The organism is Flavobacterium reichenbachii, from assembly GCF_002217435.1.
In the GTDB taxonomy this organism is placed as follows: Bacteria; Bacteroidota; Bacteroidia; order Flavobacteriales; family Flavobacteriaceae; genus Flavobacterium; species Flavobacterium reichenbachii.
This window is the reverse complement of sequence record NZ_MUHF01000018.1, coordinates 1-17,009: the sequence shown is the minus strand read 5'-3', so window position 1 is coordinate 17,009 and position 17,009 is coordinate 1. Positions and strand designations below refer to the sequence as shown.

The following is a 17,009-nucleotide window of genomic DNA, read 5'->3' as shown; positions in this document are numbered from 1 at the left end:
ATTCTCAACTATTGAAGCCTGAAATTTTAAACCTTAAAAATCAATTTGTTTTTATAAAACACCCACAAAATAAGGGTCCAGATTGTAACATATGTGAGCGCACCCGCCAACGAAGCTGTCATTGGATTACTGAAAAACGGAGCAATTCCAAATTCATATAGATAACTTAAAAGATTAATCTGCTTTTCTGGATTTTTAGGATTTTGAAACTGAATCATTACTAACGCCTGCGGAATAATCTGTGAAGCAAAAAATACAATCATTGGGTTTACGCCCCAAATTAAAAATAATTTGAATCCTTTTTTATAATCTGTAATGTCAATTACATAATATAAAATTGAAAAAAAAGTTGTGGCTAAACCTGTAGTGTATAAAACGTAACTGCTGGTCCAAAGGGATTTATTGATTGGGAAAACAAGATTCCAAACCAAACCGCCAATAATTAGTGCTATTCCGGCCCCTGCCATTTTTAAGACGATATTATTTTTGTTAATTTTCAATTGTAATAACTGCCCGATCAGTAAACCAATAATTCCGTTTACAATAGACGGTATTGTACTTAAAATTCCTTCTGGATCCCAGGTTACAGTGCCGTGATACATATGTCCTTTTAATAAAATACTATCAAGCCAAGAAGCTAAATTGGTTGCTTTGTCAAGATTAGGTTCTCCTATTCCGGGAACGGGTATCAATGTCATTATTGCCCAATACCCCAATAATAATGCAATTCCGGTTATGATTTGCGTTCTTTGAGATGTTTTTAAATATAAAAGAGAAATAACAAAATACACAATTGCAATTCTTTGCAGAACTCCCGGAAGGCGTACATCCTGATAAGCTTCGATACCACTGTAAGCTAAAATTAGATAAATAAGTAAAATAGAAACGGCAAGGATGTTTTTTAATTTTGAACTGAAGTTACCCATTAAAGCATATCCCACTGCGATAGTTATAAGTAATCGTCCGACAAGAAGTAGAATTCCGTCGAGATTGAAAAGCTGAATTTTTCCGAAATAATTGAAGAAAATTCCCAAGCAGAACATGCGCAGCGAACGTACCAGAATTTTGTTGAAAGTGGTATCGTCGTAAATTTTATCCGGCATTGCAAGAGGAACAGCAACTCCCATAATAAAAATGAAAAAAGGAAATACTAAATCGGTAAGCGTACAGCCATGCCATTCAGAATGTAAAAGAGGAGGAAATACATGACCCCAATCTCCGGGGTTGTTGACAATTGTCATTAATAAAATGGTGAGTCCACGAAAGACATCTAGCGAAATTAAGCGTTCTTTTACCATTGGTTTTGGGTAAATAGTTAGTTAATAATTTTAAAATCCGCTATTTGGTTTGAAACAATAATTCAAGACCGAGTGGTTATTTTGCCTTGAATTATTGCGGTATTTTTTAAATAATTATAATGTTATAATTGAGAAATTACTTTCTAAAGGTCTTAATTTTTGAGTTAATAATGGAATTAATTGATCTCCTTTTTCCAAATAAAATTCAGAGAAATTAGCCTGACGTTCTTGTAAGCTGTTATTTGGGAACAATTCGAATTGTAAATCTGCAACACGATTGAGTTGATCGTGCAGTTTTCTTTTTTGTGCTTTCAACAACCGTTTCTCTAAGTTTTCTAAACCTTTTTTCTGTTTTACTTCTTGTGCTTTTACTGCGCCGCTAAAAGATTTGTCAGTTTTTTGAGCAAGCTCATATAGAAATTGAAACTGTTTTTCGAGAATTTCTTTTTGAGGAGTTAGGTCAATCGGGAATTCTGAAATTTTATGTGTTATCGCATTTACCAGATCGGCAGATTTGGTAAATAAGTCTTTCCAGCTTAAGCCTAACTGATCTGCTTTTTTAACTTGTTTTTCAGTGGCCAGAAGGACAGAATTTCTCACTAAAATGACAGGAAACGTGACATTTACAGCATCAAAGAAAGATTTTAATTCCAGCCAATAGGCAATTTCACCTCCTCCGCCAATGTAGCATAAATTGGGCAGAATGATTTCCTGATATAATGGACGCATAATTACATTTGGACTGAATTTTTCAGGATTACTTTCTAATAGTGTTAGAATTTCTTCTTTTGTAAATGAAGTTTTCGTGTTGTTAATGACGAATTTATCATTCTCAAAAACAATACGCTCGCGCAGATTATCTTCAATATAAAACAAATTGATTTCACGAGGATTGACCTGAACAGTATAATCTTTTAGCTTTTCGATAGTTTCCTGAACCAATTTGAAAGATTTCTGTTCTAATAATTCTTCTTTTGCATACGGAATAAAAGCACGTTTTAAATCGGCATGATCAGCATCTACAATTACTAATCCCTGCGGAGCAAACAAATTGTTGGCAAGAAAGCGGGTTGCATCGGCGAGATTATTGTGTTTTAAATATGCTTCTTCAAATAACTTCTTTAAAGTATTAGCATTTGTGCTTGATCCTAATTCTAAAGCATAAATCTCAAAAAACTCCGCTAAACCTTCTGTTGAAAGTCTTCCCACAGGACCATTGCTTTCTGTATTCCATCGGAATTTTTTTCCTTTAAAATTAAAATAATTAATCTCTTCAAAATCATGATCTTCTGTTGCCATCCAGTAAATTGGAACAAAATTATAAGCAGGATATTTTGATTTTAATTCTTTAGTAAGATTAATGGTTGAGATGATTTTATAAAGGAAATACAGCGGACCGCTAAAAAGATTTAATTGATGTCCCGTTGTAACAGTAAATGTATTTTCGTGCGCTAAAAGCTCAATATTTTGTTTGGTTAAATCTGAAATTTCAATAGATGCATATTGTTCTTTAAGAACTGAAACTAACGGAATTCGATTTGAATTATTAAAATTCTGCTGTTTTTCAATTATTTGTTTTTCAAAGTTTTCCAGTGTTGGAAAATTATTATACAGCGGATTTAAATCCGGCTTTTGGTCTAAATAATCATGTATCAAAGTCGAGAAATATCCTGAGTTTTGGTAGCTGATACAGTCGGTAGGCATAATTTTAGATTTATTTTTGATAGCTGTAAATTTAAGCAAAATATACAGTTAAAAAGTTTTTTAACGATTGCTTATGATTCGATTTTTATTTTAAATATTAAGTTGTTGGTTATTAGTAGTATATTTTTGCTTTTTTAGACATTAAACACATTTTTATATTAAGTAATTGAAGAGAATTTTAATGTTTTAAGCGAGTGTGATTTTCACAATGATTTTCTATTTTAACAGATAAATATTTGTTACTTTCAGAAAATAGATTCATTTTTATATCCTATTTTCATAAAAAAAAAAACTATATCAAGATCTAATGAAAGACATCTCAAATAAAAAGAACTCGTTAAAACATGTTCTTTTTGGAAGCTTAATTGGCACTACAATCGAATTTTTTGATTTTTATATCTATGCAAATGCTGCAGTGCTTGTATTTCCTCAATTATTTTTTCCGAGTTCCGATTCGACTATGGCAACTCTGGAATCACTGGCAACTTTCTCAATTGCTTTTTTGTCGCGCCCATTAGGTTCGGCATTTTTTGGTCATTATGGAGATAAAATCGGACGTAAGTTTACGTTGGTTGCTGCTTTATTAACCATGGGAATTTCGACTGTAACTATTGGTTTTTTACCAAGTTACGCCAGTATTGGTGTTGCTGCTCCGCTTTTATTGATGTTATGCCGATTTGGACAAGGAGTTGGTTTAGGAGGCGAGTGGGGAGGAGCGGTTTTGTTAGCTATAGAAAATGCACCGCCGCATAAACGTGCGTGGTATGGAATGTTTCCGCAATTGGGTGCGCCAATCGGATTATTGCTTTCAGGAGGTACTTTCTTGTTATTAACAGATTCTATGAATAGTGAAGATTTTATGAAGTATGGTTGGAGAATTCCTTTTATTGCCAGTTCTCTTCTTGTTATTGTAGGGTTTTATATTCGAACTAAAATTACCGAAACTCCTTCTTTTGAAAATTCAAAAAAAGAGCAGGAAGAAATAAAAATACCATTCTTCACTTTAATAAAATCCTATCAGAACCAGCTTATTTTTGGAACATTAGCTGCAGTTACAACATTTTTAGTGTTTTATTTGATGACTGTTTTTACATTAAGCTGGGCTACTTCTGATTTGGGTTTTGCTAAAAGAGATTTCTTATTGATTCAGATGTTTTCAGTTTTATTTTTTGCTGCTTTTATTCCTGTTTCAGCCTTGGTTGCAGATAAAATCGGCCGACGTAAAATATTAATTATAACTACGACTGCAATTGCTGTATTTGGGTTTTTCTTTTCGTATTTTTTAAATTCTGGAAGCTCGGTTTTGGTTACCTTGTTTGTATGTCTAGGAATGTCCTTAATGGGATTTACCTACGGACCTTTGGGGACATTTTTATCCGAGTTATTTCCAACTGCTGTTCGTTATTCAGGTGCGTCATTAACCTTTAATATGGCTGGAATTCTTGGAGCAGCTTTTGCTCCAATGATTGCAATTTGGCTCGCAAGTACTTATAGTTTAACGTACGTTGGTTTTTATCTGACAATAGCAGCTTGTATTTCGTTATTTTCTTTATTGGTTATTAGCAAAAAACAACATAAGTTCTAATAAAGTTTTATCTCAAAAAAAGGCCTTCTAATTATAGAAGGCCTTTTTAATTTATCTCTTTAAGCTAAAATGACTTTTGAATTCAACTCCATTTAAGCGTGTCACTACAAACCAATAATCTGTAGCAGGTTCGTCTTGGCCAATGTAAGTGCCGTCCCACGCAGTATTTACGGTTATTTCTTTAATAAATTTACCATAACGGTCAAATATTCTAATTCCGGAATTTGGTGCCAGATAAGCAAAATCAATTGTCCAGGTATCATTATAGCCGTCATTATTTGGTGTAAAGAATTTAGGAAACGGAAGTTCATCTACGTAATTTATACACTCCGAAGTTAGAGCTTCAAGAATCTGAACTGTTACTGGAACTCGTTCACTTTCACAGCCAATTATAGTTTGTGTAGCGTAATAGGTAATGCCGTTTTCCAGTGGAGTAGATTCGGATAAATTTATTCCGCCCATTATTTCGCTGTACCATTTTATATTTTGTCCGCTGATTTTAATGTTTTTAATTGCAGCATTTTGCTGAATACAAAAACGTTGATTAGCATCCCCAATTGGATCTTGCGTATCCTGAATCTTTATCGTTACTGCTAATCTTTTACTCTCACAGTTGTTTATGGTTTGCGTTGCATAGTAAGTACGCTCTGTTAATGAAATGCCAGAAGTTAAAAAATTTTCTGAAGATGGGCTGTCGTACCATTTTATATTTTGCCCGTTAATTATAATGTCTTTGATTAAGGTATTCTGCTGAATACAAAAAGTCTGCACACTTGCACCAGTTGGATTAGCAGTAAAATCTGTAAACGGAATTAAGACCACTTTTGAAGCTTCAGAAACACAGCCATTCGAATTTTTAATTTTAGTGAAATAATCTCCCGGCGTTAGAAATTCTGAGACATTAGATGTTGTCCATGTTAATCCATTATCAAAGCTATATGCCGAAGCACTTGTATTTATCGTTATTTTTCCTTTTGGATTTGAACAATCAGGCTGCAATAAGTCCGTTAATGGTGCAATAGGATAATCTAAAGGCTTTTCAATTTTAATAGTTACTGCATTTGACTCGCAGCCTGCAGCATTTTTGGTTTTGATAGAATAACTGCCAAAAGCTAATTTGCCAGATTTAGGATTACTGGTCCAAGTAGTTCCTCCATCAAAACTGTAAGCATTCTCCAGAGTTGTAATTTCAATAGAACCAAAAGGATCAGCGCAAGTAGAAGGCTGAACAATCAGAGTTTCAGGTGACTTTGGTGCACTTGCTGGAGGATTAATTATCGTTTCTGCAGCATCTGAAATACATTCGCTTCCAATTTCTTTTGTTCGAACATAATAAGTTCCCGGAGCTAATGATGCTGAAGTTTGACTTTTGCCCCAAGTTTTTCCATTATCAAAGCTGTATTCTCCTTTAACAGTGTTTACTACAATTGATCCGTAATTATCACAGCCAACTGGTTGTTTGGTCGTTATTTGTGGTGCTTTTGGAACTGGGATTTGAGTAATTGTTTTCATACAGCTAGGTTCAGATATACATCCTTCAGCATTTTTGATTCTTAAACAATATTCTGTGTTTCCGTTTAAATTAGTTGCCACAGGATTTGTTGTCCAAGTAATTCCATTATCAAAACTGTATGCAGCAGCAGGAGTTTCAATTTTAATTACAATACCTGTTGCAGATCCGCCTTCGCACAATGGTTGTTCTGAACCGTATGAAGTTATTTTGTAAGAAGTATATGGAGAAATTTTTACCTGAGCCGCTTCAGAAATACATCCATTGGTATTTTTTATTTTAATTAAATAATCTGCTGGAGGCATACTGCTTTTTGAATTTGCAGTCTGCCATGTCAGACCATTATCAAAACTATAAGCAGCTGCAGCAGTACTTATAGTAATACTGCCCGTTGGAGTTAAGCAAGTAGGCTGAACTGTTGTAAATGTTGGAGCTTCTATAGTATTTTTTGAATTTAAAACAACAATAGTTGCTTCTGAAGGACAGCTATAACTGTTTTCTTTTATTTTTACAGCATAAGTCCCAGGGGCCAAAAGTCCTGAAGTTGCGTTTGTAGTCCAGGTAATACCATTGTCGTAACTATAAGATGAAGCATAATTTTTTACCGTTATACTTCCGTCCTTAACCCCGCAATTACTTGGCATAACCGTTGTAACATTTGGTTTTGGAGATAAATATAAATTAGTATTAATGTAAACATACTGACCGTTTGATTCACATCCTTTATTACTTTTAATTTTTATGTAAACATAGCTTGTAGAAGGATTATCAAGAACAGGATTTGTGGTCCATGTGCTTCCATTGTCAAAGCTGTATTGATCTGCAGTTGTGGTTATGGTTATTTTTCCTTTTGTTTCGCAAGTAGGCTGTACAACATCGTATGTTGGATAATCCAGATAAAAAGGCTGAATGTAAGCATTTTGATAATTTGAAGTACATCCTAATTTATTTTTAATCATTATATAATAATAACCAGAAGTTAAATTGGATGCGATAGGATTTGTCGTCCAAGTATTTCCACTATCAAAACTGTATTGATCTGCAACTGTTGTAATAGCGATAGTTCCTGCTTTACCGCAAGTCGGCTGTTCTACTTTAAATTCTGGATTGTCCAGATAAAAAGGAGGCACATATACATAAAGATAGTTAGACTTACAGCCCAAATTATTTTTAATTAAAATATAATAATAATTTCCAGGTTTTGGACTGGATAAAATAGGATTTGTCGTCCAGGTATTACCATTGTCAAAACTATAGAAATCTGATTTCGTAGTAATCGTGATGCTTCCAGGTACTCCGCAAGCAGGCTGTACCATTGTATATTCTGGATTATCAAGGTAAAAAGGCTGTATATAAACATAATGTCCCTCAGAAGTACACCCAGCCTTATTTTTAATTTTAATATAATAATAATTATTTGGAGTTAAGCTGGAAAGAACTGGATTTGTGGTCCAAGTACTTCCATTATCAAAACTATAAAAATCCGACGGAGTAGATATAGTTATATTTCCATTATTCCCGCAACTAGGCTGTACTACTGTAAATACCGGTTTGTCTAAATAAAATGGTTTTATAAATATTTGAAGATAATTAGAAACACAACCAGAACTATTTTTAATTTTTATATAATAATAGCTGTTCGTGTTTAGATTGGATAGAGTTGGGTTTGTAGTCCAGTTGGTTCCATTATCAAAACTATAAAAATCTGAAACAGTTGTAATAGTAATACTTGCGTTTTGCTCACAAGCGGCCTCAGTTAAAATATAGTTGGGATTAGCCAGATAATTAGAATCCAGATATATACCCACAGTATTAGATTCGCAGCCCAGATTATTTTTAACTTTTATGTAATAATAACCGCTGGTCAAATTTGTTTTCTTAGGATTTGATGACCAAGTACCGCCGCCGTCAAAACTAAAAAAGTCGGCTTTTGCAGTAATCTCAATGCTTCCTATATTACCACAACTCGGGTTAACAGCAACATAAGTTGGATTTGGAAGGTAAAATTGATCCAGATTAACATAATGAAAAGTAGAAGAAATACATCCAATTTCATTTTTAATCATAATATAATAGGTTCCTGCTTTTAAGTTAGAAGCAGTTGCGTTTGTCGTCCAGGTATTACCATTGTCAAAGCTGTATTCATGTGCCGGTGTTGTTATGGTAATACTGCCGCCCTTTTCGCAGGTTGGTTTAGTAAACGTAAATTCTGGATTTGGTAAATAAAAATAATCCAGATATACATACTGAGAATAAGATATACAGCCCAATTCATTTCTAAATATAATTTGATAACTTCCCGGAAGAAGATCATTTGCTACAGGATTTGTAGTCCAGGTTTTTCCTCCATCAAAGCTGTATTCATAAGCTTCAGAAGTAATTTTTATTGTTCCTCCTGTACCGCATTTTGGCTGAATTTTGGTAAAGCTAGGATAAGATTTTAAATAAAATTGTTCAATATTGGCATAGGTCGTATTAGATTCACAGCCATTATTAGTTCTAATTTTAATTAAATACATACCCGGTTTCAAATCAGTTGCAACAGGCTCAGTAGTCCACGTTTTTCCGTCATCAAAACTATATTCGTCTGCGGTGGTGTTTACAGATATCTGTCCGCCTTTTCCGCATACCGGCTGAACAGTACTTAAAGTTGGAGCTTTTAAGTATATTCTATTTATAGTAGCAAACTGTGATGAAGATTGACAGCCCGCTGCATCTTTAATTTTTATTAAATAACTTCCCGGAGTTAAATCACTTGCAGTGGAATTTGTCGTCCACGTTGCTCCGTCATCAAAGCTGTATTGTGCAGCATTTGGAGCATTTATTGTAATCGAACCTTTTCCGTCACAAGTTGTAGGCTGTTTAATAGTCAAATCTGAATTGGCTAGTAATTGAGGAGCAACAATATTAACTCCCGTAGCCGAAGAAACACAACCAGTAAGCGTTTTTATTTTTACAAAGTGAGTACCAACAGGAAGCAATGCTTTAGTCGAACTTTCCTGCCAGGTTTTTCCGTTGTCAAAACTGTATTCTGCAGCCTGAGTTGTTATTTTTATGATACCTGATGTAACAATACAATTGGGTTGAACAGTTGTAAAAGCAGGTCCGGGAATACTGTTGTTTATTGTAGCTTTGGTACTTATAAAACATGTGTTTTTATCCGTAACTTTTACAGAATACTGCCCTAAACTTGTTACAAATGCAGGAACTTTATAAGTTTCATCTGTAGCACCTATAATCGCAATTCCGTTTTGATACCATTGAAACGTTTTTTCAGAGCTTAAAGATTTAGTTATTTCTGCAGTTAAAACTAAATTGCCATCGCAAAATATACCTTGCTGTGTAATGTTTACTCCAAAAGACTCAGAAGTATTTAATAATAAATTATCAAACAAAAAATAAGGAAAATCTACGGCGTTGTTATTAGGATAAGATGCCGGAAGAACCGGCGGCGAACCTAACATTATCGCATTTATATTGACTGTTGGTGTAAACGAAATTGTAATTTCTCCCCACACAGAAGCCGGCGTATAGAGTGCATGCCCAATTTCGACCCAAGTCGGATCTACTACATTGGGGCTAAAGGTTGTGTTTAATGGTAAATTTTGCCCATTGGCGCAACCATACAAGGTAACGTTGACGGGTTCGAGAGAATCTACATTACTGCCCGAAGACAATTCGCCGTTATTGTATATTTTTAAACCTGCAATGTTAAAAGTTAACTGATAATTTGTTCCGGCTACCATTGGTGATGATAGTGTCGCACCCAAATATTCATTCCAGTTTCTTAAAAATAAAGCTCCGGCAATTCCATTTCCGTCAGGGAAAGTGTTTAATCCCAAGTCTTTAATCGAATTAGCGATAAATCCGCACGTATTAAAATAATCTGTGGTAGCAGTCGTAGCCTGAATCCAGGGAGTAGCATATTTTAATTCTGAAAAAGAACTCGGACAGCCCGATTTTGTTTCAAAAGAAGGATTGGGGATAATAGAAGTAATTGGACTTTTAGTGCAAATACAATCTTCGTCATTTAAGTCTATTTTCCCATCTCCGTCATCATCAACGGCATTGTTGCAGATTTCCTGAGAATATGTAAAAATTGAAAATAGTAAGAATAGAAAAAGTAAAGTTCTCTTCATATGTGGTATTTGGTGTTATGACAAATGTAATTAAATATCTACAAAATAAAATTAAAAAACACGCCGCTTTCACAAATAAAATCTTTTCCCGAAAAGTCCCCAATATCCCGTATTTTTGCAAAAAAATAATAGTGCCTTGAAAACTAAACTTTTTGTAATAACACCGCCATTTACGCAACTGAATACTCCGTATCCGGCAACCGCTTATATAAAAGGATTTCTAAATACCAAAAATATTGAGTCTGTTCAGGCAGACCTGGGTATTGATGTAATTTTAGAATTGTTTTCAAAAAAAGGTCTTGTTGACTTGTTTAATATTTCAAGTTTCAGGTTTCAGGTTTCAGGTTCTGAAGTGTCGGATAATTCCAAACGTATTTTTGCTTTACAAGATGAATACATTAAAACCATAGATCCCGTAATTCAGTTTCTGCAGGGAAAAAATCCAACTTTGGCTTTACAGATTTGTCAAGAAGATTTTCTGCCAGAAGCTTCTCGTTTTGCACAGCTTGAAGAATTGGACTGGGCTTTTGGAACAATGGGAACGCAGGATAAAGCAAAACATCTCGCGACTTTATATCTTGAAGACATTTCGGATTTTATTGTAGAATGTGTCGATGAAAATTTTGGTTTCAGCCGATATGCCGAACGTTTGGGCCGAAGTGCCAATTCTTTTGATGAATTATATCAAGCCTTACAGCAGTCGCCAACTTACATCGACTCCATTTTAATTTCTCTTTTGAGAGTTAAAATCGAAGACATAAAACCTACATTATTTTTAATTTCTGTTCCCTTTCCGGGAAATTTATACAGCGCTTTTAGATGTGCGCAATGGGTAAAGCAAAATTATCCCGAAATTAAAATTTCGATGGGAGGCGGTTTTCCAAATACAGAATTGCGTTCACTTTCAGACAAACGTGTTTTTGAGTTTTTTGATTTTATTACCTTAGACGATGGCGAAGTGCCAATTGAAGAATTAATATCCAATTTAGAAAATCCAAATCTCAATTCGTATAAAAGAACCTTCTTATTAGAAAACGGAGAAGTTGTTTATAAAAATAATTCGTTAAAACACGATTATAAACAAGCCTATGTAGGAACACCAGATTATTCAGATCTTCCTTTAGATAAATACATTTCTGTTATCGAAATCGTAAATCCGATGCACAGAATGTGGAGTGACGGACGATGGAATAAACTAACAATGGCACACGGCTGTTATTGGGGAAAATGTACTTTCTGTGATATTTCATTAGATTATATAAAAGTTTATGAACCTGTTGCAGCAAGTCTGCTTTGCGACCGCATAGAAGAATTAATTGAGCAGACCGGACAAAACGGATTTCATTTTGTAGATGAAGCCGCACCTCCGGCTTTAATGCGGGCTTTGGCGCTTGAAATCTTAAAAAGAAAACTGGCCGTAACCTGGTGGACAAACATTCGATTCGAAAAGAGTTTTTCTAAAGATTTATGTTTGCTATTAAAAGCTTCCGGCTGTATTGCAGTTTCTGGAGGTCTGGAAGTTGCTTCAGACCGATTGTTAAAATTAATAGATAAAGGCGTTACGGTCGAGCAGGTTGCAAAAGTGACCCGAAATTTTACCGAAGCCGGTGTTATGGTGCACGCCTATTTGATGTACGGATATCCGACGCAAACTATTCAGGAAACTGTAGATAGTCTCGAAATGGTGCGCCAATTGTTTGAAGCTGGAGTTTTGCAATCCGGATTCTGGCATCAGTTTGCACTCACAGCACATAGCCCGGTTGGATTATATCCTGAAAAATTTGGTGTAACCAAAAAAACAGAAACTATTGGTGCTTTTGCAAATAATGATATTGAATACGTTGATTCAACAGGAATTAATCATGATAAATTCAGCTTCGGATTAAAGAAATCACTTTTTAATTTCATGCACGGAATCTGTTTTGATTATGAATTGCAGGATTGGTTCGATTTTAAAATTCCGAAAACAAAAATTCATGCCGACTTTATTTTCAATGCTTTAGAAGAGCAAAATGATTTTAATACAAAACCAAATGCAAAAGTAGTTTGGCTTGGAGGAAAAGCAGCAGCAGAAACCTTTACAAAATCTAAAAAAGGAAGAAGCTGGGAAATGATGTCTCTTACTTTTCACGACAAAAAGCAAAGTTTTAATATTCAGACCAGTAAAGACGAAGGCGAATGGCTTGTAGAAATTTTAAATAAAATTTCTATTTCTAACACGAAGAATTATACTTTTCAGGAAGTGAAAAATGATTTCGAAACTTCTCTTGAAGATTTTGAATTATTTTGGTATTCAAAACCTGTAAATACATTGCGAGAGTTTGGATTGTTGGTTCTTTAAAAATACGATTAATTTTTTGTTACCCAATAATGAAGATCTCTTTCTAAATCATAAACCATTCTTTTTACACTTCTTCGAATAATAAAATAAGGAACTCCTAACATAAAAAACATGTGAATTAGAATGAAAGGAATAACAAACAATGGAATCGGATTATTATCAGCAGAAAGAAAAGCTCCCATAATAAAGATAGAATAGAAAATAATCATTATTCCTAAAATAAAAATCATTCTTTTTTTAAAACCATTAATTTCAGCATTTATATTGAGCACGTTATTATTTTCGGATATGCGGCCTGTTACTTTTGCAAATGAATAATTGGTGTCAAATAATTTTTTGCGTTTTTTAAGTTCAAATTCGTTATTAGAGATACTGCCTTTATATTCATTTGTACTTGATTGAAAAACTTCAAAAGGAACATAGCTTAAATCAGACTGATCCACATTGTTTCTAAATTTTTGAATAAAATCTATTTTTGAAACTGGCAGCTGTATAGTAATGTCTTTAATTAATTGAATTTTTCTTAAAAAATCGCTCATTTATTTGGTTTGATTTAGAGACCAAATATAATATTATAATTGAAAAATAGTAGTAAATAAAAAGTATTTAATGACCAGTTGATTGTAATTTAAAAGAAAGCATTTTAACACATAGAAACATAGTTTTTAGAGGTGTAAAAAGAAGTTTAAAAAAGAAACTAGTTTCTTTACACATAGCTATGTTTGTTAATATCAGTGAAACGCCTTTTATAACTTTACAATCCCGAAGCTTCGGGACTATGATTCTATGTGTTAAAATAATTAGATAAAGTTAATATTCTACACATTCGCCGTCACTGGGAATCACAGTTTTAGACAAGAGATTATGTTCAATTATAGCTTGTTTTAATTTCTCTCTCGTTGTAGGGCAATGATTTAAAGCTTCTAAATGATTTGCAAAAACTTTTCCCGGAGCAAGAACAGCAAATTTCAAAATATCATTCATTCGCATTAATAAAGGCTGGCCAATATCTAATCTGGCAGTGCCGCAGGCAACGGTTGCAATGTCCGGTTTCAATTCAGTCAAAACCTTTTCTACATCTTCTGTAAAAATAGTATCAGAACTAATGTAAACCGATTTTTCATTAAGAAGTTCGATATGAAAACCCATCACATTTCCCATTAGTTTTGCAATAAAGCCATAACCGTGAACAGCAGGAATTCCTGTAATTTTTCCGTCTAAGAAATCCTGAGGTTTCCAATATTCTAAAGTCTGCACCACAGTCAGTCCTCTTTGAAGTAGTTTTTTCTCATCTTTTGTGCTGCAGATTACCGGAATTGATTTTCGTCTTAAAAAAACTTCGCCCGCTTTATCTAAATGATCTGAATGTAAATGCGTTATAAGACAATGCGTAACTTTACTCAAGATTTCTCTGCTGTTTTTGGGCAGTGCTGTAAGCGGATTTCTTTTAGGATTGTAACGAAATAAAGTAAAAGGCGGAATAGTTTTTCTTTTACCTAGCATTGGGTCAATTAAAATGACATGCTTTTCCGTTTCAATGACTAAAGTGGCGTTACGTAAATGATGCAATTTCATATCTGGAATAATTTGATATTAAAAATACAAAATTTTATAAATTTAAGTGTATAAATTACATAGTAAATCTAAAACCAATTCCGTGAAGATTTTCTATAGAAATTCCTTCTTCGTTTACTAGAATTTTACGCAGACGTGAAATAAAAACATCCAGACTTCTTCCCATAAAATAATCATCGGTTCCCCAAAGCGAGGTTAAAATCTGTTCTCTTTTTAAAACCGAATTTTTATTGTCAAGAAATAACTTCAGCAATTCGGCTTCACGCTGTGTCAGTCCAATTTTTTCATTTTCATTAAAAAGAATAAAATTTTTAGTATCAAACTGATATTTTCCGATTTCGTAAACAAATTTATCAGCAAGGTTATTTTTTTGAGAGCGTTTTAAGAAAATTTCGATCTTCAACAATAACTCTTCAATGCTGAAAGGTTTTACCAAATAATCATCAGCCCCAAGACGCAGTCCTTTTATGCGGTCTTCTTTTAAAGTTTTAGCCGAAAGAAAAATAATCGGAATATTGGTATTCATTTGTCTAATCGCCTCAGCCAATTCAAAACCATCCATTTTTGGCATCATAATATCAAAAATACAAATATCAAAATCTTCTTTTTTAAAGGTTTCAAAACCTGATTTTCCGTCAAGACAATGCGTTACCTCATAGTTGCTTTGTTCCAGATTATCTTTGGTTAAAAAAGCTAAAGTTTCATCGTCTTCAGTATAAAGTATCTTGAATTGTTTCATTTTTTGTGAGGAATAGACAAGGTTATTGTAATGCCGTTTTCTAAATTATTTTCAGCTTTTATTTTCCAGTTTTGCAATATGCAGATTTCTTTTACGTAATATAAACCAAGACCAAAACCGTTTACTTCGTTGCTTTTTTCATTTGGGCAACGGTAAAATTTATCAAATATAAAAGGTATTTTTTTAGGTGTAATTCCGATTCCGTTATCTGTAAATTCTAATTTGAGAACATTATTTTCCTCCGTAATTCTTATTGTAATTTCTGGTTTTTTATTGCAGTATTTTACAGCATTATCTAATAAATTATAAACCAGATTAGAAAAATGAAAAACATCAGTTTCTATTTGATATTCAGTAGAATTTGCTTCAATAGTAATAACAGCATCAGGATATTTTAATTGAATGTTCGTTATTGTTTCTTCGATAAGCGGCACAATGGCAACATTTTCCTTTTTTAATTCTAAAGGCGTATAATCAGATTTTGCAATGCTTAAAATTTTCTCAATATGACTATTAAGTTTGTTGCTTTGCTTAATAATAATATCGGTATACGTATGCAGTTTTTTATCTTCTTTAATTGGATTTTGTTCAATCAAATATTTAGAAGCAATTAAAATAGAAGACAGCGGCGTTTTAAACTCATGCGTCATATTATTGATAAAATCACGCTGTAATTCCGAATATTTTTTTTGCTGTAAAAGTTTAAAAATAGAATAGACATAAATCAATAAAATAAGAATCAAAGCCGTAGAAAGTACAAACCAAAAACGCATCGAACTAAATAAATATGTAGTTTCATTAGGGAAACGTACTGCAAAATAATACACAAGATTTTTGTGTTTAGGAAAATATACCGTCTTATTTTCTTTTCCTTTTTTAGATAAAGAAATATAATCTCCATAGATCATTTCATCACTTTGACAGTTGTACATTGCGTACTCAAAATCTGTGGTAATATTCATTTTCTTGAATTCCGTTTTCAGATAAAACTCCAAAATTTCGGGTTCAAAATCATTATCAATATTTACGATATAATAATCATTGGCAATTTTCTGAACCGGATTTTGAGCCGGAAGTTCATGATTTGTTCCTTCATATAATTTTTTTGCCACTTCAAGAAGAGCGATATGTGCTTTTTGGCTCAGCTTTTTCTGCTCGAGCGTAAAAGCTTCTTTAGTCCAGAGTAACTGCGCCAGTAATATACTGATAATGGCAATTAATCCTAAAATTATGATACTATTAAGTTTATTTATTTTCAAGGAAAAAGCTGTTTTTAAAGTGTAATATTAATGAAATTTTAGCTGAAAACATGCGATTAACAAGTCATTAACAAAGATTTGAAACCAGTTAACAGCCATTAAAAAAGATCTGGAATACCTTTGTAATGTAAAATTAGAACTATAAACCATTTAATATATATCATTATGAAAGTAATCAAATTTTCTATGCTGGCATTAGCGTTAGGATTAATGTCTTTTTCAGCAATTGCACCAGTAAAAGCAGTAATTTATCATGTAGAAAGCAATGTTACAGCTTCTTCAATTCTTTGGAAATCAGAAACAATTGATGTTGGAGAAATTCCACAAGGAACTCCAAAAGCAATTGTGTACGAATTTAAAAACACAGGAAAAACAGCTGTAGTAATTACAAATGTTCAGGGATCTTGCGGTTGTACTGCAACAGATTATACAAAAGAACCTGTACAGCCGGGAAAAACTGCCAAAGTTACAGCAACTTACAATGCAGCAAACAAAGGCGGTTTTACTAAAACTGTTACCGTTACAACAAGTGCAGAAACAGCACCAAAAATCCTTACTCTAAAAGGAACAGTTATCTAAGAATTTTAATAGGTTGGTTATATCGCAAAACTCCAAGCATGTAATGTGTCTGGAGTTTTTTTTATTTTATTCACTGATGTTTTTAAACGCTTTTTTTTAACAAAAAATATTGTCTTAAAATGATATTTATTTTTTTTACTAAAACTTTGATATTATAAAAACTTTTATAATTTTATTCAAAAAATTTTTATGAAAATTTGGTCTGCAATTGCTGCGATTGTTATTGTTTTTACTGTTGTTTCTTGTAACTCTAAAGGAGAAAAAAAAGAAAATTCTAAAG

Annotated in this window: 10 protein-coding genes; 3 read left to right on the top strand and 7 right to left on the bottom strand. The window is 33.1% G+C overall.

Features of this window, described 5'->3' with window-relative positions:
* Positions 1 to 26: 26 nt before the first annotated feature.
* Both B0A68_RS14485 and bshC read right to left on the bottom strand, forming a co-directional pair.
* Complete coding sequence (locus tag B0A68_RS14485; protein WP_035690267.1) at positions 27 to 1,298, bottom strand: acyltransferase family protein; 1,272 nt, start codon at positions 1,296 to 1,298, stop codon at positions 27 to 29.
* Positions 1,299 to 1,412: 114 nt separating this feature from the next.
* Positions 1,413 to 3,002 carry a bacillithiol biosynthesis cysteine-adding enzyme BshC gene (gene bshC / locus B0A68_RS14480; protein ID WP_035690269.1) on the bottom strand — a complete coding sequence of 530 codons (1,590 nt, stop codon included), beginning with the start codon at positions 3,000 to 3,002 and terminating at the stop codon, positions 1,413 to 1,415.
* A 307-nt stretch (positions 3,003 to 3,309) separates the two neighbouring features.
* Here bshC and B0A68_RS14475 point away from each other — a divergent pair, with 307 nt between their 5' ends.
* A complete protein-coding gene (locus B0A68_RS14475) occupies positions 3,310 to 4,587 on the top strand; it encodes an MFS transporter (RefSeq protein ID WP_035690271.1) in 1,278 nt (425 codons plus the stop codon).
* A gap of 51 nt (positions 4,588 to 4,638) precedes the next feature.
* Here B0A68_RS14475 and B0A68_RS14470 read toward each other — a convergent pair whose 3' ends face one another.
* The gene (locus tag B0A68_RS14470; RefSeq protein ID WP_035690274.1) at positions 4,639 to 10,236 is read right to left on the bottom strand and encodes a T9SS type B sorting domain-containing protein; all 5,598 of its coding nucleotides are present in this window, start codon (positions 10,234 to 10,236) and stop codon (positions 4,639 to 4,641) included.
* A gap of 136 nt (positions 10,237 to 10,372) precedes the next feature.
* Here B0A68_RS14470 and B0A68_RS14465 point away from each other — a divergent pair, with 136 nt between their 5' ends.
* Positions 10,373 to 12,577 carry a B12-binding domain-containing radical SAM protein gene (locus B0A68_RS14465; RefSeq protein ID WP_035690276.1) on the top strand — a complete coding sequence of 735 codons (2,205 nt, stop codon included), beginning with the start codon at positions 10,373 to 10,375 and terminating at the stop codon, positions 12,575 to 12,577.
* Positions 12,578 to 12,585: 8 nt separating this feature from the next.
* On the opposite strand, the gene B0A68_RS14460 is transcribed toward B0A68_RS14465, so the two are convergent.
* The 4 genes from B0A68_RS14460 to B0A68_RS14445 all read right to left on the bottom strand — a co-directional run bounded on the left by B0A68_RS14460 (position 12,586) and on the right by B0A68_RS14445 (position 16,150).
* A complete protein-coding gene (locus tag B0A68_RS14460; RefSeq protein WP_035690278.1) occupies positions 12,586 to 13,116 on the bottom strand; it encodes a hypothetical protein in 531 nt (176 codons plus the stop codon).
* Between the two features lie 271 nt (positions 13,117 to 13,387).
* Positions 13,388 to 14,152 carry an MBL fold metallo-hydrolase gene (locus B0A68_RS14455; protein WP_035690280.1) on the bottom strand — a complete coding sequence of 255 codons (765 nt, stop codon included), beginning with the start codon at positions 14,150 to 14,152 and terminating at the stop codon, positions 13,388 to 13,390.
* A gap of 55 nt (positions 14,153 to 14,207) precedes the next feature.
* Complete coding sequence (locus B0A68_RS14450) at positions 14,208 to 14,891, bottom strand: response regulator transcription factor (RefSeq protein WP_035690282.1); 684 nt, start codon at positions 14,889 to 14,891, stop codon at positions 14,208 to 14,210.
* Positions 14,888 to 16,150, bottom strand: a complete 1,263-nt coding sequence (locus tag B0A68_RS14445) for a sensor histidine kinase (protein WP_035690284.1) — start codon at positions 16,148 to 16,150, stop codon at positions 14,888 to 14,890. Before B0A68_RS14445 ends, B0A68_RS14450 begins: the two co-directional genes overlap by 4 nt.
* A gap of 165 nt (positions 16,151 to 16,315) precedes the next feature.
* Here B0A68_RS14445 and B0A68_RS14440 point away from each other — a divergent pair, with 165 nt between their 5' ends.
* The gene (locus tag B0A68_RS14440; protein ID WP_035690286.1) at positions 16,316 to 16,729 is read left to right on the top strand and encodes a DUF1573 domain-containing protein; all 414 of its coding nucleotides are present in this window, start codon (positions 16,316 to 16,318) and stop codon (positions 16,727 to 16,729) included.
* The last annotated feature ends 280 nt before the right edge of the window (positions 16,730 to 17,009 follow it).